The 25,862-nt window shown below is 71.2% G+C and carries 20 protein-coding genes; 8 read left to right on the plus strand and 12 right to left on the minus strand.

Going from position 1 to position 25,862, the window contains the following annotated elements:
- The first annotated feature begins 234 nt into the window (after positions 1-234).
- Complete coding sequence (locus tag AB0I28_RS04820) at positions 235-1,047, plus strand: hypothetical protein (protein ID WP_357489495.1); 813 nt, start codon at positions 235-237, stop codon at positions 1,045-1,047.
- Positions 1,048-1,102: 55 nt separating this feature from the next.
- Here the strand turns inward: AB0I28_RS04820 and AB0I28_RS04825 are convergent, their stop codons facing one another.
- The 4 genes from AB0I28_RS04825 to AB0I28_RS04840 all read right to left on the minus strand — a co-directional run bounded on the left by AB0I28_RS04825 (position 1,103) and on the right by AB0I28_RS04840 (position 5,315).
- Positions 1,103-2,977 carry a DUF6345 domain-containing protein gene (locus AB0I28_RS04825; protein ID WP_357489497.1) on the minus strand — a complete coding sequence of 625 codons (1,875 nt, stop codon included), beginning with the start codon at positions 2,975-2,977 and terminating at the stop codon, positions 1,103-1,105.
- Between the two features lie 215 nt (positions 2,978-3,192).
- Positions 3,193-3,864 (minus strand): hypothetical protein, encoded by a 672-nt coding sequence (locus tag AB0I28_RS04830; protein WP_357489499.1) that lies wholly within the window; start codon positions 3,862-3,864, stop codon positions 3,193-3,195.
- Positions 3,865-3,896: 32 nt separating this feature from the next.
- Positions 3,897-4,565, minus strand: coding sequence for an SDR family oxidoreductase (locus tag AB0I28_RS04835; RefSeq protein ID WP_357489501.1), 669 nt, complete (start codon positions 4,563-4,565; stop codon positions 3,897-3,899).
- Between the two features lie 30 nt (positions 4,566-4,595).
- Positions 4,596-5,315, minus strand: coding sequence for a TetR/AcrR family transcriptional regulator (locus AB0I28_RS04840; RefSeq protein WP_357489503.1), 720 nt, complete (start codon positions 5,313-5,315; stop codon positions 4,596-4,598).
- Between the two features lie 113 nt (positions 5,316-5,428).
- Here AB0I28_RS04840 and AB0I28_RS04845 point away from each other — a divergent pair, with 113 nt between their 5' ends.
- Positions 5,429-6,142: a DUF2306 domain-containing protein gene (locus AB0I28_RS04845; RefSeq protein ID WP_357489505.1), complete on the plus strand. Its 714-nt coding sequence runs from the start codon at positions 5,429-5,431 to the stop codon at positions 6,140-6,142.
- A gap of 1 nt (position 6,143) precedes the next feature.
- Here AB0I28_RS04845 and AB0I28_RS04850 read toward each other — a convergent pair whose 3' ends face one another.
- Positions 6,144-6,647, minus strand: a complete 504-nt coding sequence (locus AB0I28_RS04850) for a hypothetical protein (protein ID WP_357489507.1) — start codon at positions 6,645-6,647, stop codon at positions 6,144-6,146.
- A 361-nt stretch (positions 6,648-7,008) separates the two neighbouring features.
- Complete coding sequence (locus AB0I28_RS04855) at positions 7,009-8,337, minus strand: dicarboxylate/amino acid:cation symporter (protein WP_357489509.1); 1,329 nt, start codon at positions 8,335-8,337, stop codon at positions 7,009-7,011.
- A 335-nt stretch (positions 8,338-8,672) separates the two neighbouring features.
- On the opposite strand from AB0I28_RS04855, the gene AB0I28_RS04860 reads away from it, so the two are divergent.
- Positions 8,673-9,308 (plus strand): hypothetical protein, encoded by a 636-nt coding sequence (locus tag AB0I28_RS04860; RefSeq protein ID WP_357489511.1) that lies wholly within the window; start codon positions 8,673-8,675, stop codon positions 9,306-9,308.
- A gap of 49 nt (positions 9,309-9,357) precedes the next feature.
- On the opposite strand, the gene AB0I28_RS04865 is transcribed toward AB0I28_RS04860, so the two are convergent.
- Positions 9,358-12,225 carry a BTAD domain-containing putative transcriptional regulator gene (locus AB0I28_RS04865; protein WP_357489513.1) on the minus strand — a complete coding sequence of 956 codons (2,868 nt, stop codon included), beginning with the start codon at positions 12,223-12,225 and terminating at the stop codon, positions 9,358-9,360.
- 426 nt (positions 12,226-12,651) lie between these two features.
- Between AB0I28_RS04865 and AB0I28_RS04870 the strand changes: the two genes are divergently transcribed.
- From AB0I28_RS04870 to AB0I28_RS04880, 3 genes are read left to right on the plus strand one after another with little or no spacing between them, the layout of a single operon-like run.
- Positions 12,652-12,981: a hypothetical protein gene (locus tag AB0I28_RS04870; protein ID WP_357489515.1), complete on the plus strand. Its 330-nt coding sequence runs from the start codon at positions 12,652-12,654 to the stop codon at positions 12,979-12,981.
- Between the two features lie 36 nt (positions 12,982-13,017).
- Positions 13,018-13,668: a pyridoxamine 5'-phosphate oxidase family protein gene (locus tag AB0I28_RS04875; RefSeq protein WP_357489517.1), complete on the plus strand. Its 651-nt coding sequence runs from the start codon at positions 13,018-13,020 to the stop codon at positions 13,666-13,668.
- Between the two features lie 21 nt (positions 13,669-13,689).
- Positions 13,690-14,373: a hypothetical protein gene (locus AB0I28_RS04880; RefSeq protein ID WP_357489519.1), complete on the plus strand. Its 684-nt coding sequence runs from the start codon at positions 13,690-13,692 to the stop codon at positions 14,371-14,373.
- A 515-nt stretch (positions 14,374-14,888) separates the two neighbouring features.
- Here the strand turns inward: AB0I28_RS04880 and AB0I28_RS04885 are convergent.
- A complete protein-coding gene (locus AB0I28_RS04885; RefSeq protein ID WP_357489521.1) occupies positions 14,889-16,028 on the minus strand; it encodes a hypothetical protein in 1,140 nt (379 codons plus the stop codon).
- Positions 16,029-16,080: 52 nt separating this feature from the next.
- On the minus strand, positions 16,081-17,361 hold the full coding sequence (locus tag AB0I28_RS04890) for a hypothetical protein (protein ID WP_357489523.1): 1,281 nt from the start codon (positions 17,359-17,361) through the stop codon (positions 16,081-16,083).
- Between the two features lie 214 nt (positions 17,362-17,575).
- Between AB0I28_RS04890 and AB0I28_RS04895 the strand changes: the two genes are divergently transcribed.
- Together AB0I28_RS04895 and AB0I28_RS04900 are read left to right on the plus strand one after the other, a co-directional pair.
- Positions 17,576-20,191, plus strand: a complete 2,616-nt coding sequence (locus AB0I28_RS04895; RefSeq protein WP_357489525.1) for a hypothetical protein — start codon at positions 17,576-17,578, stop codon at positions 20,189-20,191.
- Between the two features lie 155 nt (positions 20,192-20,346).
- Positions 20,347-23,322, plus strand: a complete 2,976-nt coding sequence (locus AB0I28_RS04900; RefSeq protein ID WP_357489527.1) for a hypothetical protein — start codon at positions 20,347-20,349, stop codon at positions 23,320-23,322.
- Between the two features lie 41 nt (positions 23,323-23,363).
- Here AB0I28_RS04900 and AB0I28_RS04905 read toward each other — a convergent pair whose 3' ends face one another.
- The 3 genes from AB0I28_RS04905 to AB0I28_RS04915 form a co-directional block, all read right to left on the minus strand.
- Complete coding sequence (locus AB0I28_RS04905) at positions 23,364-23,792, minus strand: hypothetical protein (protein WP_357489529.1); 429 nt, start codon at positions 23,790-23,792, stop codon at positions 23,364-23,366.
- A 220-nt stretch (positions 23,793-24,012) separates the two neighbouring features.
- Positions 24,013-24,963: a pentapeptide repeat-containing protein gene (locus AB0I28_RS04910; RefSeq protein ID WP_357489531.1), complete on the minus strand. Its 951-nt coding sequence runs from the start codon at positions 24,961-24,963 to the stop codon at positions 24,013-24,015.
- Positions 24,964-24,979: 16 nt separating this feature from the next.
- Complete coding sequence (locus AB0I28_RS04915) at positions 24,980-25,768, minus strand: isocitrate lyase/phosphoenolpyruvate mutase family protein (protein ID WP_357489533.1); 789 nt, start codon at positions 25,766-25,768, stop codon at positions 24,980-24,982.
- Positions 25,769-25,862 lie beyond the last annotated feature (94 nt).

Below are 25,862 nucleotides of genomic sequence, written 5' to 3' on the forward strand. Positions count from 1 at the left end.
CGGGCCTTTCTGCGGAGTCAACCCGTGCCCTTGGGGCACTGTTTGTAACAGGTATGAAGTTATGTGCCTGTGCGGTCGTCCGTAAGAAGGCAGTTTTGTGTTCCGGTGGCACAAGGATGTGACCGTGCAGGTCAGCGGCCCGCTATTTAGTGCAAGGTGAGCGTTGCCACTGGCGGGTAGCCTCGGTGGAGCCCACGGATCGTCGCCCGCGATCCACGTTCGCGAGGAGTGCCCATGCCGCTCGTCTCCCTGCCCGTGCGCGCGTTCGCCGCATGTCTGCTGCTGGCGGTCACGTCGGCGTGCGCCGGTCCGACGGTCACACCGAACGCGCCGATGGGCGCTTCGGCGGAACCGGTGCAGTCGCCGGATTCGGCGGGCGAGGCGGCCGCGATCCTGGCGACCGGCAGCTACCGCTTCGACATCGACTTCACGACGCCTCAGCGGACCATGGGCGGCTTCCAGAAGCCCGCCGCCTCGGCCGAGGGCGGCGGAAGCGCCGACGCCCACGCCGGAACCTTGCGCGTCGCGTACGAGGAGGTCGACTCGCGCTTCGCGTCGGGCGCCGAGATCCTGATGATCGGCGAGGAGGCGTGGAGCCGGATGACCAGCGGTGGCCGGGCCGTCATCGGCTGGGTGCGGACCGTGCCGGGTGCGACGGCGTTCTCCGGGCTGGAGCCGTGGGCTCTCCCAGGGGCCGTCGCTTCGGCCGAGGGGGTGGCCCAGACGGCGCCGGGTGAGTACACCGGCACTCTGGATCTGCGCACCTCCACGCTCGCCGACCTGGACGGGAGCGTCGGCGCGGACGTGTCCGCCGTGCCCTTCACCCTGACGCTCGACGCCGAGGGCCGGCCCGCCACCTTCCACTTCGCGACCGTCGACGGGACGCTCTCGGCGGCCTACTCCTTCACCGACTACGGCCTCACCGTCGACGAGAAGCCGCCCTCGGACGCCGAACTCGGCGACCCCCTCGACGCCGCGCCCGGCACCGATACCAAGTGCTCCATGAACGGCGAACCCGTCGACTGCGACGACATCTTCCCCGGCTGACGCCCGACGGCCCGGCCCGGCGTGAGCCGGACCGGACCGCCGATCAGCGTCTACATCAGACGGTGCCGCTCACCGTCCACCACCAGCCGGTGGGCATGATGTCGGGCCCCGTCGAGTAACCCGACTGCCAGTAGTGGTCCTCGGCGTTGGTCAGCCACTTGCCGCCGCCGAGATAGCGCGCCGGCCCGAAGGACCGGTACACGACCCCATGGGGTTCCTTCAGCAGCGCCATCGTCGCCCACGCCTTGCGGACGGTGTAGGCCGGCCGGATCGTCCACCACAGGAACTTCTGCGGGAACAGGTACTTCGCGAAGGTCCCGCCGGTCCCGCCGCCCACGCAGTAGGCGTTGGTGTGGAAGCCGTTCATCATGTGCATCCCGCGGAACGACTGCCCCCAACGGGAGATGTAGTCGTGGGATCCGTTGGTGTCGCGCAGGACCTGGCACGACTCCAGTTGCAGCCACTCGTTGTTCACGTCACCCAGACGCAGGTCCGAGGGCACGATGCTGGTGTCGTTCACACTGCTCTTGAACGTGAAGCCGCCCGACCAGCCGTGCCCGGTGTACCACTGGGCGTCGACGTCGTCGGCGTACTCGTAGTCCCAGCCGCTCTGGCCCGAGTCCTTGAAGTCCTTCTCCCAGGACGAGGCGCCGCGCCAGTCGTGGTCGACGAACTGTCCCTTGCTCTGCATCACCGACTTGAAGCCGTTCGCGCTGGCCTGCGCGCACTGCCACTCGTCGACGGTCTGCGAGATCCCGACACTGCCGAGGGCGAAGCCCCCGCCACCGGGCTGCGAACCCCCGAAGAAGCCGCCGTCGCCGTCGGCGACGACGGACGCCAGCGCCGTGATCCCGTTGGCGTCGGTCACTTCCAGCGTCACCGACTCGCCCTTGGCGCCGTCGCGAGCGGTGCGCCGGTAGCCGACGGAGGGGTCGGTGCTCTTGTCGAGAACGGTCGTCGACGACGACCACTGGTAGCTGTAGGGCGCCGTTCCGCCGGAGACCTTCGAGGTCGCCGAGACGCTGTCGCCCTGCCGCTGGACGTCGACGGTGAACGACGGCGCCGACTCGCGAACCGCCGGCACGAGCCTGCTCGCCTGCGTGGTGTCCTGCCCGGCCGGGCGGCACGTGTACTGCGGCCAGACCTCCTTGACGGTCCCGCGACCGTCGGCGTTCTGCGAGGTCAGCTCGGGCATCTGGTAGCCCAGCGTCGGCTCGCCCTGCTCAACGGCGTCGCCGTACAGGCGCTTGCAGTCGGCGCGGGCCTCGTCGGGGCTGATCACGGGGACCTGGCGGCTCGGGGCGAGGCGGCGCAGCGACTGCGACAGTTCGGTGACCGTGCCGCCGCCGTCGAAGCTGATGCGCAGGTTCGCGCCCTGACCGGTCAGCGGCAGGCCGTCGAGGGTGATGTCGAAGCTGACCTGGGTGTCGATGGCGTGCTCGGCGACGACGTTGCCCTTGTCGTCGTTGAGGCTGAAGTTGCTGTGCGAGACGACCGGGAGGGCCGACATGCCCTCGCTGAGCAGGGCGATCCCGCTCAGCCGGCGGGCCGCGGCGAGCGCCTGGTCCTCCGGGTAGGGCTTGATCGCGGCGAGGGCGGCGAGGTCGACGGCCGTGCTGACGGTCGGGTTGCCCTCCTCGTCCTTGCCCTGGCCGACGCTTTCCTTCGGCAGTGCCTGGAAGCGCTCGGCGTCGACGTACTGGAATGAGCCGTTGGGGTAGAGGGCGTTGCCGACGCGGAATGCCTCGGCGAGGCGGGTTCCGTCGTTGACGGTGAGGCCTTCCTGCGTCACGACGTAGACGGTCGCCACGCCGCCGGCGCCCTGCGCGGGAATGGCGGGGGCGAGGGACGCGGCGAGAACGACGGCGAGAGCACCGGCTCCGGCCACTGTGGACCCGCGGCGGGCGGGCTTGCGAACTAAGGATTTCATGGTGGTGTTACCCCCATTGGGCGGTTCGTGCGTGCTGTCCAGGGAGACGGTATTGACGCCGGGACCCCGGGTCGCGGCACTCAGGGCAAGCATCGGGTCACGGTGAGGCGGCGACGGGGGCAGAGTTTTTCAGTGGGTGTTCAGGGCTTTTCCGGAACCGACCTGACTCGCTCGCCGCGATGGCGATCTCCGGCCCGCGGCTCGCCGACCGCGCCCTACTCCGCCAGCTCGACCTCGGCCAGTGTGAACGCGTGGAGGTGGTCCAGCATCGGCCGGGGATCGCCTTCCCAGTCGAGCGCGAGGATCTGCGCGCGACTGCGGCGGCCCAGCGTCAACCGTGCCAGTTCGTAGACATCGGTGCGCAGGGTCGCCGCGGGGGCGCCTTCGCCGAGTGTGCGGTCGATCCCGCCGGCGACCGCGCGGACGGCGGGCAGTCCTTCCGGCCAGCGGCGGGCGAGGTGGGTGAGGGTGAACCCGGCCATCCAGGCGCAGGTCTCGGCGTTGCGGTCGCCGGGCAGGCCGAGAGCGCCGCGCACGTCCTGCTCGTGCTGCCAGGCGTCCTGGACCATCAGGGCGCTGCGCTCGTTTCCGGGAGCGGCCAGCACCATGTCGATACCGGGACCGCGCTTCTCCCACTCGGCGCAGACGTCCACAAAGGACAGCGGCGCGCGCTCGGCGAGCTGGCCGGCCGTCCACTCGTGGTTCGGCATCCCGGTGAGGCGCTGGTCGAGCACGTCGGTGCACATCCCGGCCAGGTGCGCGTAGGTGTCGCGCACCGACCATCCGGGCAGGGCGGGGACGGGTTTCGCCTGGGTCGCGGCGTCCATCGTGGACGCCAGATCGAGCAGACGACGGCGGACGGCGGCGTAAGTCTGGGAAGGCGTCATCTAGGCAACTTAACGACCGTTCGGTCGCCGCGCTAGCGCTCTGTGCCCTTTGCCACCGCGCGCACGGCGTCCTCGACCGACAGTGGCCCCTCGACGAGTTCGAGCGTCATTCCGCCGGTGCCCGGCTCGGCGAGGACCGCCAGCAAGACGGCGGCGACGTCGGCGCGAGGCACCGATCCGCGCGGCACCGAGGGCTCCAGGCGCACCTTGCCCGTCGGCGGGTCGTCGGTGAGCCGGCCCGGCCGCACGATCGTCCAGTCGAGGTCGCGTTCCCGCAGGTCCCGCTCGGCGGCGGTCTTGGCGCGCAGGTAGGCGGCGAAGACCGGATCGGTGCCGGGCGGCGGTTCGGCGCCGGCGCCCATCGAGGAGATCTGCACGAAACGGTCCACATTGGCCTGTTCGCAGGCCTCGGCCAGCACGACCGAGGCGCCCCTGTCGACGGTGTCCTTGCGGGTCTCGCCGCTGCCCGCGCCGGCGCCCGCGGCGAAGACCACCGCGTCCGACCCGGCCACGAACTCCGCGACGGTCAGCGACGCGGCCGTCTCCAGGTCGCACAGGATCCCTTTGGCGCCGACGGCCGCGAGGTCGCCGAGGTGGTCGGGGTTGCGCACCAGTCCGACGGCCTGATGCCCCTGCTCACTGAGCAGTCGCTCCAGGTGCAGTGCGATCTTGCCGTGCCCGCCCGCGATGACCACGCGCATGTCGACCTCCTCCGCTCGCTGACCACTTTGTCACACGGTGGTGTCGCCGAGGTGGGTTTCGATCCCGTCGAGGAGGCGTTCGAGGCCGAAGGCGAATCGCGCGTCCTCGCCCGCGCTCGGCGCCTCGGTGAAGGGGAAGGTCTCCATGACCTCCATGAGTCGCGGGAAGTCCGCCGCGCGGCCGTGCTCGGTGAGCAGTTCGGGCGTGAAGAACGGCCCCTGCCGGGCGACCTCCTCGCCGTGCACCTGTTCGAGCGCGACGCCCCGGACGTATCCGTTGACCAGCAGGGTCAGGTCGAAGCGCGGCATCGGGGCCAATGGCAGCGCGGCGAGCGCCTCCAGTCCGGCCTCCAGCCAGCCGAGTTCGCGCGGGCCCATGACGCGGGGGCTGGTGACGACGTCGAGCATCCAGGGGTGGGCGAGCAGGATCGTGCGGGTGGCGTGCGCCCACGCGGTGATCGCGGGACGCCATCCGGCGGCGACGTCGAGGTCGGGAGCGTCCCCGGTCGCCGTCTCGATCATCAGCGAGATCAGGTCGTCCTTGCCGGGAACGTAGCGGTAGAGCGACATGGTCCCCGCGCCGAGGCGGCGGGCCAGTGCGGGCATGGTCACGCCGCCGACGCCCTCGGCGTCGGCGATGGCGATGGCCTCCCCGACGATCAGGTCGAGGCTCAGTCCCGGCCGGGGTCCGCGCGAGGGGCGTTTCGGCTCGCCCCAGAGCAGCTCGACGCCGGGCCGCTGCTCGCTCATGGCGTGGTCCTCGTGGTCACCTCCTGGACTTTACGGGGTCTAGACCCCTGGTCCATCAATTGCGTATCTCATACGCTTCACTGCGTATCTCATACGCAGTAGGGAGAAGCGTGATGGTGACGACAGCGACCCCGAAGAGGTCCTTCTGGCGCAGACCGTGGGTCGCGCCCATGTTCGTGGTGATGGCGGCCTTCCTGGCCTTCTCGCTTCCGCCGTACCTGACCGGCGGTTCGCGGGTCGCGATCCGCGAGAACGCCCCCTGGCACCAGCCGACCCTGGTCGGGCACATCGGCTTCGGCACGATCGCCCTGATCATGTGCGGATTCCAGGTCTGGCCGTGGTTTCGCGCGAAGTACCCCCTCGCGCACCGCCGGATGGGCCGCGTCTACGTGTTCGCCGGCGTGCTCCCGACGGCCCTGCTCGGCATCGTCGCCTCGCTGACCTCGGTGGTCGGCATCGTCGGCAGGGTCGGCAACGCGACCCTGTGCGTGGTGTGGCTGCTGGTGACCTACCGGGGCTACAAGTCGGCGCGGCGGCGGCAGTTCGGCGATCACCGCCGCTGGATGGTCCGCAGCTTCGCGCTGTGCACGTCCATTGTGGTCAACCGCCTGTGGATCGGCATCATGCTCGGGTTGCTGATGCCCTTCCTGGAGCTGGAGTACGACGGCGACATGGACCGCCTGATCCTCGACGCCGCCGGCGCCAGCATCTGGCTGAGCTGGGTGGTGAACCTGCTGATCGCCGAGTGGTGGCTGGACAAGGGGAAGGGCAAGGCCCGCGCGAAACGCGGCGCGGCCCCGGCCCGCGAGGCCGAAGCGGTCGGCTGACTCAGACCGTCGCGCGCAGCCAGAAGCGCGGCTCGCGCAGGACCAGCGGCCCGTCGGACTCGATGCGCCGCTGGACCTCCCTCCACAAGGGACGGCTCGCGGCCGGGTCGAGTCCCGGCACCGCCCACGCGGTGATCCGCACGTACCAGACCAGCGGTGCGACGTCGGCGTAGGCGACCAGGTCGGCGCCCTCCCCGCTCTCGACGACGGTGAGGCCGCCGGCCTCGGCCTGCGTCACGGCGAAGTCGCGCGTGAAGCCCGTCGCAGGCGGACGCGGCAGGCCGAGCACGTCGTGCAGGTCGTCGCTCCAGCCGTCGGCGACCTGCTGCGTCAAGAAGGCCCCGCCGGGCTTGAGCACTCGTCCGACCTCCGAGGCCAGGTAGGACTCGTGCCGGTTGAGGACGACGTCGAAGGCGTTGTCCCCGAAGGGAATCGTCCCCTCGGACCCACCGGGGCACCTGGTCGACGTTGTCGGGAGCGCCGTCGTAGACGACCACGGGAACACCGTGGGCGGCGAGGCGCTCGGTGGCGACCGGGACGTTGGGCGCCCAGCCCTCGGTCGCCGCGACCAGCGGCGGCCGGTGCCGCTCCAGAATCCCCGACAGCCACTCGCCGCCGCCGGTTCCCATGTCGAGCAGCGCCTTCGCCCGCGACGCCAGCGAAACGGCGCTTCCGGTGAAGTCCCAGGGCGCGTTCTCATGACGCAGCCGTCGCCCGAAGCGGGTGAAGTCCCACCCTTCGACGGGTGTGGACAGGCCTTCGTCGATGAGCGCTTCGATGTCGGTCACGGCCCGATTGTCCGCCGGGTGCGGCGGAGGCGGCCACCGGTTATCACCGGCGGCCGCCTCCAGGCGTTTTGTGGACGGTCAGGAACCGTAGGCCGGTTCCGGCTCGCGGATCACCGTCGGCTTCGCCGGTTCGGCGGGCTCCGCGGGCCTTGCCGGTTCGGCGTCGAGAGGCTGGCTCGGCGCGGTGAAGATCCCCTCGTCGAGGCTGCGCTCCGAGCGCGCGACCAGGACGGGGACCACCATCTGGCCGGTCACGTTGGTGGCGGTGCGGATCATGTCGAGGATCGGGTCGATCGCCAGCAGCAGGCCGACACCCTCCAGCGGCAGGCCCAGCGTCGACAGGGTCAGCGTGAGCATCACGATCGCGCCGGTGAGACCGGCGGTGGCCGCCGAGCCGATGACCGAGACGAAGGCGATCAGCAGGTAGTCCTCGATGCCCAGCGGCACGTTGAAGACCTGCGCGATGAAGATCGCCGCCAGCGCCGGGTACACCGCCGCGCAACCGTCCATTTTGGTCGTCGCGCCGAAGGGAACCGCGAAGGACGCGTAGTCGCGCGGGACGCCCAGACGCTCGGTCGTCACGCGCTGCGTCAGCGGCATCGTGCCGACCGAGGAGCGCGACGCGAAGGCCAGTTCGATGGCCGGCCAGGCCTTCTTGAGGAAGGTCAGCGGGTTCACGCGGCCGAACACGCGCAGCAGAATCGGGTAGATCACCAGCATGACCAGCAGCGATCCGATGTAGACGTCGGCGCTGAAGGTCGCCAGCGGCCGCAGCAGATCCCAGCCGTAGGTCGCCACGGCCTTGCCGATCAGGCCCAGCGTGCCGATCGGCGCGAGGCGGATGATCCACCACAGGGCCTTCTGCACCAGCTCCAGAAGCGACTCGTTGAGCTTCAGGAACGGTGCGGCCTTGTCCCCGACGGCGACCGCGGCCGCGCCGAGGACGATGCCGATGAACACGATCTGCAGGACGTTGACCTCGGTGAACGACTCCACGATGTTGGTCGGGATGATCCCGGTCAGGAAGTCGGTCCAGCCGCCGACGTGCTCCGGCGCCTCGGCGGTGCCCAGCGACACGCCCTTGCCGGGGTCGGTGAGCAGTCCGAGACCCAGGCCGACGCCCACGGCGAGCAGCGAGGTGATCCCGAACCACATGAGGGTCTTGCCGACCAGGCGCGCGGCGCCGGACAGCTTGCGCAGGTTGGCGATCGAGACGACCACCGCGGTCAGCACCAGCGGCGGAACGGCGAGTTTGAGCAGCTGCACGAAGATCGTGCCGATCTGGGTCAGCGTCGTGGTCAGCCAGGACACGTCCCAGTTGCGGGCGACCCAGCCGAGACCGGCGCCGAGCACCAGACCGATGAGCAGCTGCACGCTGAAGGGGACTCTCTTGACGAGAGCGAGCATGGGGTGACTCCAGGAAAAGGCGCACGCGGGCATGAAGCGGATAAGGCGTGCGGAGGGGTGAGTGAGGGGCCGAACGGGTGCGTTTAACGCACGCTCTGCTGGATCAGAGCGCGCAACACGCCACGCCGGTGACGCGGCAGAAGTCGACGTGCAGGCGGCGAACCAGCCAGACACGGATGACGGAGAACCTCACGAGGAGTAAGCGTAGGGACTGCGTCCGCGGATCGCCAGGGGGAGTGAGCCACGACGCAGCGCGCGAGGGACAGGTCACCCGCCGAGGCGAAGTCGGGGAGGACCTGTCAGTCGGGTGGCGCCCACCTGGCACGATGCCCGCCATGGACTGGAACACCGCGCTGCGCACCCACACCGCCCCCGACGACGACCACGGCGACTTCGTCGAGATCGGCATCCTCAACAGCCGCGGCGGCACGGTCGTCATGTCCGGCGTCGACTCGATGGAGTACATCTACCGCGAAATGGCCGAAGGCCCCTGCCGGGTCTTCCTCGCCTACCGCCCGGCCAAGGGCGCCGACCGCACGTGGGTCCCGGGCTTCGAGCGGGTCGTGGCGGCGGTCGCGCTCATCCCCGAAGCCTGGACGCCCGAACAGGTCGCCGCCTCCGAGGTCCACGACGGCGCCTTCGACTCCAACTACCTCGACCCGCTCTCGGCCGTGTACAGCGACCTCCCCGACGTGCGCGTTCCCGCACCCATCCTGCTCGGCGAGAAGAAGACCGACCCCGAGGGCTACGCGCGCAAGCACGACGAGTTCATCGCCGAACTCCAGCGCCAGGACGCCGCGGGCGTGCCCGCCCCGATGATCGAGTTCATGGGCGAGCCCGCCGGCGGCGCCAACGGCTTCCTCTTCCCCGCCGGCGGACAGGACAGCCTGGCCACCGCACTGGGCGGCGAGTGGGTGGCCGAGGGCAACGTCGACTTCGTCATCTGGTCGGGGTTCGAGTACACCTACTGACACGGCGAGGGCGGGGCCGTGACGGCCCCGCCCATACCCGCGCCTCTTCTCAGTCCAGATCCAGTTCCGACAGGATCTGCCCGTACCTTCCCTGCGCATCCCGTGCCGCGGCACGGTTCCCGCCGCGCTCGCAGGCGTCGATGAGCAGGCGCCACCCCTCGTCGTGGTAGCGGTCGATGGCCACGCAGCGCTCGGCGGCCGTGGTCGCCGCGCCCGCGTCCGAGCGCGCCAGCTCCAGCGCCGCCAGGGTCGCCGCCGCGTCGGCGGCCGCCCTGCGCAGCTGCTCGCGCTCGTGCACGACCCACTCGCTGGCGCCGTCCTCGGGCAGCAGATCGCCCGTGTAGGCCGAGATCACCGCCCGCAGGGCCGTCGCGGTCGTGGTGACGTCACCGGTCATCCGCGCCAGACGCGCGTCGTGCACCGCCCGGCGGAAGGCGATCACGTCGCCGTAGCCGTCGGTGGGCAGCACGAGCTTGTAGCTGTCGCCCTCGCGCATCAAGACCCGGTGGGCCCCGCGCTCGACGCCCGGTTCGAGCAGCCGTCGCAGGCTGGACACCGCGACGTGGAGACTGTGCGTCGCCGCCGTCACCGGCAGCGTCGGCCACAGCGCCTCCGCCAGGCTCTCGCGGTGAACCGGTGCGCCGCCGTGTATCGCGAGCAGCCGCAGCAGCGCGCGGGCCCTCGGTTTGACGGCCGTGAAGTCGATCCGGACGCCGTCGCGGAAGGCCTGGAAACCGCCGAGGCACAGCAGTGCCAGCGGAGCCCGGGCGACCGGGGCGGGGTTCGGGTCGGTCGACTCGGCCGGCGCGTCCAGCCAGCGGTCCACAAGGGACTGCGGCAGGCCGCACTCGATGGCCAGCAGCCGGGCCCGGTCGGTCAGTTCGATCGACTGGGCCGGTTCGGCCCGCGCCGAGGCGATCAGCGCGGCGACCTGCGCGCCGTGCGCGCCCGCCGCCCGGGCGACGCTGATCGCGCGGGAGGCCTCCACGTCGGCGTCGGGCAGGTTCGTCGCCACCGCCGACAGCGCGTACAGCGACTGCGCCCAGGAGTGCAGCACGCCGGCGTCGAGCCGCGAGCAGCGCTGGACCAGTTCGGCCAGCGCGAGCGGATCGGCGTGCGCGCTGCCCGCGTGCTGGAGCCAGGCGAGCCCGGTGGCCAGGACCGCGCCCCACTCGTCGCCTTCGCGTGAGCACTCCTCGGCGACGCCGACGGCGGTCTTCGCGCTGTCCTCGGTGCCGTCGAGCGCGACCGCGGCCCGCGCCATGCGCGCCAGCCACGGGTATTGGGCGCGTTCGGCCTCGCTGGCCAGCTCCGACAGGCGCGAGGTGCCGGTCGCCGGATCCTCGGTGAGCACGCCGATGGCCTGGCAGGCGCGCAGCGCGAGCATCACCAGGTCGGTGCCGTCGGGTTCCACAGTGGACAATGCGCCGGCGGCTTCGGCGATCCGTCCGCTCAGTACGTGGGAGAGGGTCCGCACGAGCGTTCCGTAGGGCGCCGGCATCCGGTCGGCCTGGGCGGCCGCCAGTGCCGGGTGCCGCTGGGTCGCGGCCCGCAGCCGGTTCTCCCAGTGGCCCTGCGGGCCGGCGGGCCCGGGCATCCAGACGCTGACCCTGGTGAGGGCGGCGCGGCTGTGCGCGCGGCCGTCGTCGTCGCCGAAGAGCGCCGCGCCCCTGATGAGGCATTCGGCGGCGGCGGTGAGCTGGCCCCGGCTGAACAGGTGCTTGCCCTCGGCCAGACGCAGCCAGGGATCCTCGGTGACCAGCCACGCGGGCAGGACGTCGCGCCAGGGTTCGACGCCGTCGGCGACGATTCCCGACCCGATCCGCGACAGGAGCCTGCGCACGGTCGTCCAGTCCTCGGCGCGGGCGTAGGCGCGGGCCGCCTCGGTGAGCGCGCCCTCGTCGAGGAGCAGCTGCGCGGCCCTGGAGTGGTGGCGCCGCGCGGCCTTCTCGCCGATCCCGTCCGACAGCGTCGCCGCCAGGTGCGAGCGCAGCGCCTCGTGGTAGCGGTAGGTGCGGCCGCCGTCGGGGCTGGTCGTGAACGCCTGCAGGCGTTCCAGCTCCGCGAGGTGCCGCGCCGAGTCGTGGCGCCGCAGGAGACGGTCGCAGCGGGCGGCGGTGAGCACGTCGAAGACGCTGGTGCGGACGAGGAAGTCGCGCAGTTTCGCGGGGAGCTCGGCCAGCACGGTACGCGCCAGGTAGGCGCGCACGAGGGTCGCGCGTCCGTCGAGGGCGGCGACGGCCTCGCGGCGCTCGGCGAGCGAGCGGCCCCTTGTGGACAGATGGAAGAGCTGGAGTCCGGCGACCCATCCGCCGATGCGCCTGTCGAGGGCGGCGATGTCGGCGGGCGGGAGCGGCTCGCGGTAGACCAGGCGCAGCAGCTGTTCGGTCTCCCAGCTGCGGAAGCGCAGCTGCTCGGCGTCGATGATGCTCACGTCGGCCAGCTCGTGCCGGGCCAGGTTCAGCCTCGGCATCCGCCTCGACGCCAGCACCAGCCGCAACCGACTGGGCGCGGTTGCGATGAGGCGGTCGAGGATCTGCTCCGAGGGTGAGTTGTCCAGGCAGTGGACGTCGTCGAGGACCAGGAGCATGTGACCGACGGCCGCCGCGTCGAGTGCGCGCAGGAGCTCGTCGAGGTCGCCTTCGTCGCGGGCTTCGGGTAGCTCGCAGGGAATGCAGCGCCTGATGTCGGCGACGAGGCGGTGCGGGTCGGCGTGTCCGGGCCCCACACCCAGCCACCCGACGCTGCCGCCGGTCGTGTTGCGGAAATAGTGGGCGTAGTGGGTCAGCAGTGTGGTCTTGCCGAATCCGGCCGGTGCGGTGACCAGGGCCAGTGGTGCTGTACGTACCGAGTTGAGGTCCGCGAGCAGTCTGGTTCGCACCAGTCCGCTCGTCTCGCGGTGCATGACGGTCTGCATCGCCCTCCTCCCTGCGCGGCCACGCCGCCGTTCTCCCCCGACAGGAATGAAGTGCCCGGAGGTCTCCGCGATCGTGGAGGGCAGCCACTGGGGACGACCGGTTCGTTCCTGAGAGTAGCGAACTCTTCACATGATCGCCGTGGCCGAACGGTCAGGTAGCCCTGGCGCTTGGGATGATGGTCTTGCACAGGGCGGGAGTCGGTCATGTTCACGGAAGCGCAGGTCAGCCGGGGTCCATTACGTCCACAAGGCTTGGTCCACAAGGGACCTTAGTCCCGATCGCGCGGTTCGCGCCTGCCCGTATCCGTCATGATCTAGGCGGAAACCCGCCGCAAGCGGGGGTTTCATGCCCCACTGCGCGACTGTAGTCGCGGCGGCACCGGCAAACCGCCCGCCCGCGCCGCCGAACACGCCTAACATGGCGCCATGACCGATCCCGCGACCACTCCCGGATCCGACGCCCGCCCGGCGCCCGTCGAAGGACTCGCCGCCCTGTCCACCGAGGAGCTGCGCGAGCGCGCCTTCAGTCTCGCCCGGCGCCGCCTCGACCTCAGCTTCTTCTGGGACGTCATCGAGCACCTGCCGCACTCCTACAACGCCGAGACCGACGGCTCGGTCGGCTCGATCGGGTCGGTGATCGACAACATCGTCGAGACCTACCAGGAGTTCCACGGCCGCGGGTACGGCGAGGAGGAGCCCTTGCTGCGCGCGGCGTTCATCGACTACATCGAAAAGCACGGCAAAAAAGACCGCTAGGATCGAGGCGTCGATCTAGAGGCGGGAGCCCTCACCATGACCTCAGCACTGGACGCCGAACGCGGTTACGTCGAGGTCGGCTCCGCCGACGAACTGCGCGAGATGTTCGGCGTGCCCAAGCAGCGCGCCATCACCAAGGAGCGCACCCGGCTGCTCGACGTCGACCGCGAATGGCTCGCCGCCGCGTCCTTCTGCCTCATCGCCACCAGCGACGCCGACGGCAACCTCGACGTCTCCCCGAAGGGGGACCCGGCCGGGTTCGTGCACGTCCTCGACGACCACACCCTCGCCATCCCCGACCGGCCCGGCAACAACCGCGTCGACGGGTTCACCAACATCCTCGCCAACCCGCACGTCGGGCTGCTGTTCCTCATTCCGGGCCGCCCCGACAGCCTCCGTGTCAACGGCCGAGCCAGGCTGGTTCGCGAGGCGCCCTTCTTCGACGGCATGGTCGTGAAGGGCCACCGGCCGAGGCTCGCGATCGTCGTCGAGGTCGAGCAGATCTTCTTCCACTGCCCCAAGGCGTTCCTGCGGTCGTCGCTGTGGCGGCCCGAGACGTGGAATCCGACGGCGGTGGAGTCGCACGCGCGGCTGGTCAAGCGGGTGCAGGAGACCGAGGAGACGGTCGAGGAGCTTGAGGAGTACTACGGGCCGTCGTACGAGAAGGGGATGTACGAGATTCGGTAGGGCGGCGGGTGGGTCACGACCATGGACCGAGCCGAGGCTCGACGCCTGCTGGCGAGGCACGCCGAAGCGCGCGCGGTGCTGTTGGAGCGCATCAGCGCGCAGGCCGCCGCGGACGGGCGGAGTCTCTGGCAGGTCGGTTCCTTCGCCAAGGGCGGGGCCGACGACTGGAGCGACCTCGACCTCGTGGTCACCGGTGGACCGTGTCTCCTCGGCGAAGCGGTGCTGGTCCGCGACGATCCCTCGAACGGGCCGGTCGGCGGCGGTTACCTCGCGGCCGTTCATCTCACCGGGCCGCTGCTGGTCGGGGTCGACTGGTACACCTGGCCCGGTGAGTCGCCGCTTCCCGCCGAGGCCGGGCTCCTCGTGGGTGAGGACGGCCGCCGGGGCGAGCTGCCGCTGTCCGAGGCCCTCGACGGGCTCGGGCGTGGTGCGCGGCCGGACGACGGCGATCCGGGGGTTGTCGCGCTGCTGATGATTCCGATCGTCGCGAAGTATCTGGCGCGGGGTGACCGGGAAGTGGCGGCTTACTTGGCGGGGATGCTGGGCGGGGGGCTTGGCGAGGGTCTGGGTGGGGGCCGGGGTGGTGACGGCGGCGTTGACCTGGTGGGGGAGCTGCGGGAGATTCTTCGGGCGACCGCGGGGCCGGGGCGGCTCATCGAGCGGATCGGGTTGGTTCTCGATGTCGCCGTCGCGCTGCGGGGTTGAGTGCGTGGCGGGGTTCGGTAGGGCTGGGGATCGGCGAGGGCTGGGGGAGAGTGGGAGATCAGCCGGTTGTGGCGGGGCTCGTGGCGTGGGTGGTGTTGCGGCCTTCACCCGGCCGGGGGCTCCGCCCCCCGCGCCCCCGCTGGGGACGCCGTCCCCAGGCCCCTGCTGGGACTCCGTCCCAGACCCTGCTGGGAGGCTTCGCCCCCAGACCCCCACCAGGGACTCCGTCCCTGGACCCGGTTCTCGGCGAGGGTTGCGGGCCGTCGGTAGTCGCCCCGGGCGGCCCCAGCCGCCGGGCTTGCCCCGCACTCGCCAGCTTGGGCGCACCGAATCCCGCAGCGGTGCCGGCCGCTTCGCGCCGGGCACCCGCCAGTTCAGGCGTCACCCCACTCCGGGGACCCGGCACCGGAGGAGGTGCCGCAGCCCGATCCCCTACCCGGCAGGCGTTTCGTTAGCCTCCGACCCAGCAAGCACAGAAAGGGACCCGCGGGCAGGGCGGGTCCCTTTCGTGTTCTTCACTTGCGGGTGAAGAACTCCAGCTCGGCTATGGCGACGGCTTTGCCGTGTTCGTAGCCGTAAGCGCTTTTGACGGTGAGTTTGACCGTGACGACGTCGGATACGCCGAGTCCGAAGGTTTGGGGGTCGGCTTGGTCGACGAGGGTGATTTCTTCGATGGTCTCTTTGCCGTCTTCGGCGGTCATGGTGACGACGAGTTTCTCGGGGCGGGCTTGGGTGAGGAACTGGTCTTGGGCTCGGGAGGCGCCTGAGGAGACGACGAGGTCGACGATGCGGACGGGGTTGTTGAATTCGACTTCGACCCATTCGTCGAGTCCGTCGCCGCCGGGGGCCCAGTATTTGTCGGCGATGCCGTCGAGGAGGTTTTGGGCTTTGGTGCCGGTGGTGCTGCTGGATGTCCGTACGTCGCTGGGGACGATGGGGACGTGTTCGGTGAAGCGGTCTTTAACGGTGTTGACCATGGCGTCGACGTAAGAGCGGGCGGGCCAGGCGGCGATGACGCCGAGGACGATGGCGATGACGAGGAGGATGCCGACGATGCGCATGATGCGGATGCGTCGTTGGGATCGCCGGTGCCCGGCGGCGTACCACTTCTTGTCCTCGGGGCCGCGTTTGCGGAAGAGCCTGCGCCACCAGGAGAGTTTCACTTCGGCGGGGCCGGTTTCGGCGGCGAGTGATGCTCCGCAGCGTCGGCAGAACTTGCGGGTGTCGTCGTTGGCGGCGCCGCAGGGGCCGCAGCGGACCTGGTCGGTGCCGAGGAGTTCGATCGGGGGCGCGGCGGGGCGTTCGACGTGTGCGGGGCGGGGCCGGATGGGCTGTTCGGCGACTTGTCCGGGCTGCACCGGCGGCGGTTCGGTGTGCCGGGGCGGGGTGGGCTGTTTCGGGGCGGTCGGCATCTGGGGTACCTGCCGTCCGAACGCCGGTGCCGCCGTCGCCGCCGTTGTTCCCTGCTGCGCGATGGCCGCGGCGGTGGTGGAGCCGCCGTTCTGCGCGCTCGCCGCGACCTGCGTGTCGGCGGCGCCCGGGTCGGCTTGGCCGGCCTGCCCGGGCGTCTCGTCCCATTCCAGGTATTCGCCGCAGGATCCGCAGAACTGGTCGTCGGCGGTGACCGCCGCGCCGCACCGGTTGCAGACCGTCATGTCGCCTCCGTTTTCGGGGTGAGGGGGTGTGGCTCGCGGGGGCGGTCGGTGCCTACGCCTCGGCCTTCTTGGCGTTCGTCCCGGCGAGCAGTACGAAGGAGCGGCAGGAGTCGGAGCTGGTGCCGACCAGTCGCGGTCCGGGCTTCTGGCAGGTCAGCCGGATGATCACCGACTTCTCCGCCGGTACCCGCAGGGGCGTCACGAAGTGGTAGTCGAGGTCGCGGAAGTTCGCCAGCGACACGGTGAACACGAGCTGCCCGTTGACCTCGACGTCGAGGCGGCCGGTGTCGCCCTGCGGGTTCTCCAGGACGATGTCGGTCAGCGACAGCGTCGTCTTCTCGGGCACCACGTGCTCGTCGGCGTCGGTGCCGTTGGCGCCGGCCGTGGCCTCCAGCCGTGTCGAGAACGGCGAGCGCGTCGTTCCGGGAGGGGCGGGTTCGGTCGGCGGCGCGGAGTTTCCCGCCGCGGCCTCCTCGGCCTTCTCCTCGGCGGCCTCGGCTTTCTCGTCGGCGGCGGCGACCTGTTCTTTGAGGTCTTCGACGGGGCTCGCGACGGCGTTCTCCGCGGCCGACTCGACCGCGGGCTTGAGCATGAACATCCAGCCCAGCGCGGCTAGCAGTGCTAGCGCGACGAGCGCCGCTAGCCAGCGTCCGGCGTGGCGGGGGATGATCGGGTTCTGCACCAGGTTGCCGTCCAGCAGCACCGGCGGCTGGGTCTCCTGGTCGTTCTTGTCGAGCGTCGTGAGCGCCACGGCGTAGGGGTGCGTGATCGCCGGGCCGCGCCAGCGCGGCTTGCGGGCGCGCACGCTCAGTTTGGTGAACACCGCCTGCCCGGGCTGGACCGCCTGCTCGGGGGGCCGGGCCTCGAAGCGCAGCGCGTCGTCGGCGTCCTTGGCGTTGACGCGCACGTTGACGGGAATGTTGCCCCGGTTGTCGACGGCCACCTCGGTGCGGCCGAAGACGCGCCCGCCCGCGGTGCGCGGGGTGAGCTCGCCGGTGGTGTCGGTGAAGGGCTGCACCCGCAGCAGGCCCTCGGGCGCCACCGCCGTCTCGGGGTGCTCGCGGGGGAGGACGCGGACGGCGAAGGGCACCTCGCCGGCCGGTACGTCGGAGTTTCGAGGGGCGCTGAAGGTCAGCCGCACCTGGGCGTCGGTGTCCGGGTACAGGGAGAGCTCGGCCGGTTCCACGGCCGTCCACGCCTCGGCGGCGCCAACGACGGTCAGCGTGTAACCCTCGACGATCGTGCCGGTGTTGCGCAGGGTGAGGTACAGGCTCGCGGGCTCGCCGGGAGTCACGTCGAGCACGGTGTCCTGGAGGGCAGCCAGCGTCGTCATGCGCCGAACCTAGATGCGCAGGTGGTAAGGGGCGACGGCCGAGCGGGAACACCTACAGGCAGACCGTTCTGCCCGATCGGCTGCCCCTTAGCGGCTGCGCCTCCCCCGTTTGTAAGGCAACCCTCTGGGGTGATGTTGTCCGGGAAAGGGGAGTCCTGTGCGCGTACGCTCTCACGTCGTCTCAGCGGTGACTTTAACGACCGCTCTAGCTTTGATGGCCCTGCCCACGATTGAAGCCGTCGACAACGCGCCCGCTTCCGCCGACCCGGTGATCACGGCCGTGGCCGCGCCGGGCCGGCTGGCGTACTCGGCGCAGGCCTCCGACTTCCACTATCTCGCCAAGACCTCCGCCAGTGGTGACGAGTCGCCGGTCCTGCCGGCCGACGTGTCGCCGCCGGCGAGCAGCGACGAGGGGGACGCCCGTGCCGGGCGCGTCGCGTGGATCGCCGACAAGACCGGCCGCGCCGTGATGCTGTCCAACCAGACGACGGGCGCGGTCACCACGCTCGTCCCGGCCGTCAGCGGCGTCTACAACCGCACGCCCGCGGTGTCGCCGGACGGCCTGTGGGTCGCCTTCAGCCGCAACACCTTCGGCGGCGTCTCGAAGATCTGGAAGGTGCGCACCGACGGGACCCAGCTCCAGCAGGTCACCACGGGCACCAACGCCGACTACTGGCCGACCTGGGATCCCGACGGCGAGAACATCGCCTTCAGCCGCTACACGACCGCGGCCAACGGCTACGACATCTACCGCATCCACGTCGAGTCGAAGTTCACCCTCCGGCTGACCGCGACCCCCTCCCGCGACTACGAGCCGGCCTGGTCCCTCGACGGGACGCGCATCGCGTTCACCACCACGGGACGCTACAACGACGCCGCCGGGTACCCCACCACCGAGATCGTCACCATCCCCGCAGGGGGCGGCGACTACCGGCGCGAGGTGTTCCCGATCTGGCCGCGGCCGAGCTCGCAGGCGGTGTGGACGACGACGGGCAGCACGCCGACGGCGGGTCTGGCGTTCACCAGCACCGAGGCCGGCGGGACCACGTCGGGGATCTACACGCGCCTGGCCGACGGCTTCGTCGTGGCGGTCAGCGACCAGCCCGACTTCGCCGAGAGCCACGCCTTCTGGAGCGTCGAGCAGAACGCCGTCGGCTACACCGCCGACCGGCGCCAGCCGACCTCGCGGATCAACACGATGAAGGTCGACGGCACCAGCAAGCTGCCGGTCAGCGACAAGTGGAACGACCGCGAGGACGCCCCGGCGTACTCCGCCGACGGCAAGCGGCTCGCCTACAGCCGCGCCGCCGCCGACGGCACCAGCGCCGACATCGTCATCGTCGACCTCGCCACCGGCGTGGAGACGCTGATCCCGGGCGCACGGCCCACCTACCGCGAATACTTCGTCGACCCGGCGTGGTCGCCCGACGGGCGCTTCCTCGCCTTCGGGCACGAGTACGCCAAACTCGACGTCGGCGAGTTCCCGCCGCAGGTCAGCGCCATCACGGTGCTCGACCTGACGACGGGAACCCGCAGCGAACTGCCGGTCGAGCTGAGCAACAACGAGGCCTTCTACTCCTTCGACGGCGAACCGGCGTGGGACCCGGTCAGCGGGCGCCTGGCGTTCTCGCGGACCTGGGTGAGCACGGCCGGCGCCGACCCGGGCATGGGCCTGATGGCGCGTGACGTGGGCATCGAGGCGGCCTTCCCGGAGGAGTCGGACACCGACCTGTACCTGTCGGCCTACCCCTTCCCGGCCGGCGTGAAGCCCACGCAGCTCACCACCGACCTCGGCACCGCCTGCTCGCACGGCTGCGAGGACCGCGCCCCGGCGTGGTCGCCGACCGACCCGGGCAAGATCGCCTTCACCCGCGACTTCGGCGACATCGTCGTCGTCGACCCGGCGACGGCGGCCCTGACGACCCTGGCCGTCAACGACGACTCCGTCTACGGCGTCGCCGACCCGGCCTGGTCGCCCGACGGCGTCAAACTCGCGTTCACCGGCTTCGGCAACGGCACCTCGCCGCCGTCGATCTGGGAGCTGCCGGCCGCCGGCGGCACACCGACGCACCGCACGTCGACGCCGTACTCGGTGGGCCAGGCCGCCTACCAGAACGTCGCCGACTACGAGGTCGTCCCCACCGCCGACGAGGGCACGATCGAGTTCGGGGCGTCGACGACGATCCGCGTCGCGGTCACCAACCTCGGCACGGCCACCACGGTCCCGACCCTCCAGCTGACCATCCCGACGGGCCTGACGGTCACCTCGGTGGTCCCGGCCAGCGGCACCTGCGACCTCGTCGCGATGACCTGCACCCGGGCCCCGCTGGCGCCGAACACGCCGTGGAACGTCGCGGTCAACGTGACCGGAGCGGTCGCGGGAAGCCACGCGTTCACCACCTCGGTCTCCAGCCCGACGGTCGACCCGCTGCTCACCAACAACACCGCGACGGGCTTCATCACCGTCCTCAACCCGCCCGACCTGAACGTCTCCGGCGCGGCCTCGCCGTTCCCCGGGACGGTCGGGGGCCCCCCGATCACGGTGACCTTCATCGTGCAGAACGGGCCGGGCGTGACGGCCAGGAACGTGCAGCTGAACGTGACATGGCCGGCCGCCGTGCCCGCCAGGACCACGGCCAGCCCGGTTTCCTGCCTGACGGTCAACCCCTGCGTGCTGGGTGACATGGCGCCGTCGACGAGCCGGATCGTGACCTTCACGTTCCCGGCGAACACGCCGCTCAACACGCTCGTCACCGGAGTCGTCAGCACACCGGTGATCGACCCGACGCCCATCAACAACACGACCAACGTCTCGGTCATCGTCATCTGACCCGGACCGCCGTCCGTCGCCCGCCGCTTCCTCGCGGCGGGCGACGGACACATATAGGCAGGCCGCTCTGCCCGAACGGCTGCCCTCATGAAGATGCCCGAGACAACCCCGCGCGCCATCCTGACGGTGAACGGGTGACAGGGAAGGGGACCGCCGTGCGCGTGCGACCCGAAGTGGTGTCCGCGATGGCCTTGTCCATGGCGCTCGCCCTGATCGTGCTGCCGGCCGCCGAGGCGCTCGACGACTCGCGCGCCGCCGCCGACCCGGTGACCTTCGCCGACCCGGCCCCCGGCCGTATCGCGTTCTCCTCCACCGACGACTACTTCCAGTACCTCGCGGCCACCGACGACGAGGGCGCCGAGGCGCCCGTCCTCCCGCAGGACGTTTCGCCGCCGGCGAGCAGCGAGGAGGGCGACGCGCGCGCCGGGCTGGTCGCGTGGGTCGCCGACGAGGACGGGCGCGCGATCCTCCTGTCGGACGGGACGACGGTGACGACGGTCGTCCCCGCCGTCGAGGGCGTCCTCAACTACGACCCGGTGATCTCCCCCGACGGGTCCCGCATCGCGTTCGCCTCACGGGACTACCGGGGCGAAGACCCCACGATTCACGTGTGGACGGTCAACGCCGACGGCACCGGCCTTGCCCGTATCGCGCCCAACGACTCCGAACCGGCCGAGTCGCCCAGCTGGTCGCCCGACGGTGAGAACCTCGCCTTCGCCCGCTGGACGGCCACCGCGAACTACGACATCTGGCGCCAGCACCTGCCCTCGGGTTCCCGCACGCGCCTGACGTCGACGGTCAACTCCGACAGCGACCCCGCCTGGTCCCACGACGGCCTGCGCATCGCCTTCACCGCCAGCGGCCGCTTCGAGGACGAGGACGGGTACGGCACCACCGAGATCGTGTCCATCCCGGCAGGGGGCGGCGACGTCCGTCGCGAGGTCTACCCGTTCTGGCCGCGCGCCTCCACCGAGGCCGTCTGGACCGGACCCGACAGCGGCCCGTCGTCGGGAATCGCGTTCACGTCCAGCTCCGTCGACGGCAACACCCTCGGCGTCTACGCGCGCTTCGGCGAGGGATACGTCGCCGAGGTCAGCGACCGCGACGACTACACCGAGCAGCACCCCTTCTGGAGCGCCGAGCTCGGCAAGATCGGGTACACCGCCGGCCGGCCGCTGGCCACGTCGCTGCTCCACACGATCCAGACCGACGGCAACGGCCAGCAGCCTTTCAGCGACCGCTGGGACGACCGCGAGAGCGCCCCGGTGTACTCGCCCGACGGCACGAGGCTCGCCTTCAGCCGCGCGTCGGGCGGGGAGACCGCCGACAGCGCCGACATCGTCATCGCCGACCTCGCCGCCGGCACCGAGACCCTCATCCCCGGCCCCCGGCCCGGCTTCCGGGAGTTCTACGTCGACCCCGCCTGGTCGCCCGACGGGCGCTTCATCGCCTACGGGCACGAGTTCACCGAGTTCGGCGACGAGGAGAACCCGACCCCGGTCAGCGCCATCACGGTCGTGGAGTTGGCGACCGGCATCCGCAACGAGCTGCCCGTCGAGACCAGCGCCAACGAGTACAGCTACTCCTTCGACGCCGAGCCGAGCTGGGACCCGGTGGGCTCGCGGCTGGTCTTCGCGCGCGCCTGGGTGCCGCGCGGCAGCGGCGGCGACGACCCCGGCGGCCCGATCTTCAGGATGCGGGCGGCCTTCCCCGACGAGGACGCCGACCTGTACCTGACGCCCTTCCCCTTCCCCGCGGGCGTGCGGGCCGTGCAGCTGACCAACGATCTCGACGAGGAGTGCTACTACGACTGCGACGACCGGGGGCCCGCGTGGTCGCCGGCCGACCCGTCCAAGATCGCCTTCAGTCGTGACTTCGACACCCTCAACCTCGTCGACCCGGCGACCGGCACGATCACGGCCATCCCCGTCGACGACGACTCCGTCGGGGGTGTGGCCGACCCGGCGTGGTCGCCGCAGGCCACGCGCCTGGCCTTCAGCGGCTACCAGAGCGAGGGGCCGTCGTCGATCTTCACGATGGAGGCCGCCGGCGGTGAGCCCGTCCACCTGACGTCGACGCCCTACTACGTCGGGGAGCCGACCTGGCAGCCGACGGCCGACCTGATGGTCACCGCGACCGCCGACCTCGGCACCATCGAGTACGGCATGCAGGACACCATCCGCGTCACCGTCACCAACCTCGGTTCGATGCCGACGGCGCCCACGGTGAAGCTCACCATCCCGCCGGGGCTGGCAGTGGCGTCGATAACGCCCGACAGCGGCTTCTGCGACCCCGTCGCGTTGGTCTGCACGCGCGATCCGCTCAGCGCGCAGGTCCCGTGGTCGATCGTGATCGTGGTGACCGGCGTGGCCGCCGGGACGCATCCGGTGACCGCGGACGTGACCGGCTCGGCCTTCGACCCCAACCTCCAGAACAACAGCGCGATCACGCGCGTGACCGTCGGGCTGCCGCCGAACCTGGCGCTGACCGCGACCGTGGCGCCGGCCGTCGGCTACGTCGGCGGGGAGAAGCTGGTCGTGACGTTCACGATCCAGAACTCTCCCGAGGCCTTCGCCCGGCAGGTGACGCTCGACGCGTCCTTCCCGGTCAGCCTGCCGCCGCCGGTGGCCGCCGACCCCGCCGCGTGCCTGATCACCAACCCCTGCCCGATCGGCGACATCGAACCCGGCGGCTCGCGCGTCGTGACGTTCACGATCGACCCGGTGACCGTCGTCGACGAGGACGCCGTGGGGGTCGTCAACAGCTTCGTCACCGACACCGACCCGCTGAACAATGTGGCCAGTGCCCGCATCAAGGTGATCCAGCCGATCATCACCTCCAACCCGGGCCTGAGCGCGCCGGGGAAGGTGATCCAGGTCCACGGCGAGAACTTCCCGCCGGGCGCCACGGTCGGTTTCCTGTGGAGTGAGGGCATCTCGGCCGGCGAGGAGATCGTCGCCGACGCCGAGGGCAAGTTCGACACGCCGATGCTGATCTTCCACCGCGACCGGCCGGCCGCGCGCACGATCGACGCGAGACACCTGGGCGGGCCGCTGTTCGGGCCGGTGGAGACGCCGTTCCTGGTGGTGCCGGGCGACCAGGGGCCGCCGGACTTCATCGGGAGACGCTGAGGTCGGTTTCGGGTGCGCCCGACACGGAAGCCGCGCGTCGCTCAGTGGTCGCTGAGACGCCGCCGCCACCAGGCGGACGCGTGCCAGCGAGATCTTGAGGAAGCGTGCGGGTCGGGCAGCGTCCGGTGAAGGAAGTCCCGGTCCAAGGGGCCGACGATCCGTCCGAGTTCCGCTCGGGCCCGTGGTGGCAGGTGGCGGAGGGCTTCGCCGAGGATGTCGCGGGCGTCGACCGGATCGCAGGCGGGGGGCTCGTCCTTGGGAAGGTAGAGGATCTTCCCCGTGCGCTTGAGGAAGCGCCGGTAGTCGTCGAGGGCATCGGCCACGGCTCCTTGCCGCAGACGCAGGGCTTCGAGTCGGTGGATGGCCGTCTGGGTGAGCCGAGAGATGCCGGAGATCTGGGGACCGGCAAGGGTCCACGGGGTGGGCGTCGGCTGTTCGGCGCGGAGAGCGCCGGGTGACCTACGAGCCATGGGCCTTTCGGGGATTCGACATGGTCGCAGCATGACAGATTCCGCGTGGGCGGGGTGTCGGACTTCATTGGCAGTCGACGAAGGCGCCCCACACACACGCCCCACCCCAACCAGGGGGCAAACCACCCCGGTTTCCAGTCAACCACCACCCACGCCTGACGGTCCAGAGGCGACGAAGCGGCCTTGTGGATAACCGGTGGGTTGTGGACAACCCGTGCCCTCACTCCTCACGCAGGAACTCCACGCCGTTCGACGCACCGGCGCCACCCTCCAGCCCCCACCCCGGCACACCCCCCACCAACCCCTCCACCCGCGCGACCACCGCGCCCTCCAGGTCGAACTCCACCCCGCTGTCCCAGAAGAAGGCCGTCCCCCCGAACCGCGCCCCGCTCAGCACCACCGTCGCTTCCCCGCCGACCCCGCCGAACCCCGCGTACTCCTCGAACACCGCCCCCGAGAACTCCGCCACCCCCACCAAGGTCGCGCCGTCGAACACCCCTTGTCCGAACCGCGCCCCACTGAAGTCCACGTTGAGCAGCACCGCCCCCGTCAAGTCCACGTCGAGCGGCCCCCACTCCCGCAACCCCCCGCCGACCAGCCGCTGCACGCTCAACCGCACCTCGCGCTCACCCGCCGGGAACACCGGCCGCCCGCCCCGCTGCCCGTCGCCGGAGTCGGCGCCCATCGGCGCGATCGACTTCTCCGGCTCCTCGGCGACCTCGACCGGCATCCGCAAGTAGGCGCACCACACGTCCACCACCATCTGCCGGTACTCCGCGTGCCGCCGCCCCAGCCGGTCCAGCGCGTAAGCCCCGCCGAGCCTCACCGGCGCCTTCTCATGCCCCAGCTGCTCGACGGCCCGCCCATACATCTCGGCGACCCGACCCTCACGCGCGTCGGCGTCCCTCTCCCCGGCGGCCCGCTGCCGTGACACCAGGAGCACCACCCCGCCGACCACAGCCGCGACCCCCAACGCGACCTTCGCGGCCTCCACCGCCAGCGACGCCTGCCACGGCCCCCGCACCCCCGGCAGTCCCGCCAGTCCCCACAAAACAAGCCAGGCCGCGACCGCGCTCGCCCCCAGGACCGCCGGCCACCACACGGGGTGGCGCGCGTGTCCGGGGATGGCGTCTCGGTCGCGGCCCGCGGGGCGCGTCAGGTCATCGCTCACCGGTCAACTGTGCCCCTCAGCCCAGGGCGCGGTTCAGCTCCCCGTAGTCGACGGCGTCGGCGACCGACTCGTAGGTCCCCGACTCCAGCAGCTCCCTCGCCGCCCGCCGCGCCACCGCGTAGGCGGCCTGCGCGACGCCCGAGCCGAGGCTCAGGCGCGCCACACCCGTCGCGGCGAGCTCGGCGACGCTGGGCGCGCCGGGCCCGATGAGGAGGTTCACGGGGGCGTCGATGCCCTTGGCGAGGATCGTGGCGGTCTCGACGTCGACGACGCCGGGTACGAAGATCCCGTCGGCGCCGGCCGCGACGTAGGCGGCGGCGCGTTCGAGGGTCGCGTCGAGGCGCCCGGCGGGGTCGCCGACGCCGCGCAGGTAGGTGTCGATGCGGGCGTTGACGAAGACGCCCGACTCGGCGGCCGCGGCGAGGCGTTCGGCGAACTCCTCGACGGGCAGCAGCGGCCGGCCGGTGCCGTGTCCGGCGTCTTCGAGGTTCACTCCGGCCGCGCCGGTCTCGGCGACCAGGCGCAGCGTCTCCCCGACGCCGGCCGCGTCGTGGGCGAAGCCGCCCTCGATGTCGGCGGTCACGGGAACGTCGACGGCGGCGACGACGCGCGCGATGAGCGCGATGGCGGTGTCGCGGTCGAGGGCGTCACCGTCGGGGACGCCGAGACTCCAGGCCACGCCGGCGCTGGTCGTGGCGATCGCGGGGGCACCGGCGTCGGCGATGATGCGGGCGCTGGCGGCGTCCCAGGCGTTGGCCAGCAGCAGGGGCCGGCCGGGGACGTGCAGATCGCGGAAAGTCGTCATGGCCCCAGTCGACCAGACGCCGGTGGCCCTCGGCTGGCGGTTTTCCGACATTGTGTCCCGCCGGAGTGAGCCGTCGTTTTCTCGCTAGTCATTC

It is taken from the genome of Phytomonospora sp. NPDC050363 (genome assembly GCF_040655735.1).
Taxonomy (GTDB): Bacteria; Actinomycetota; Actinomycetes; order Mycobacteriales; family Micromonosporaceae; genus Phytomonospora.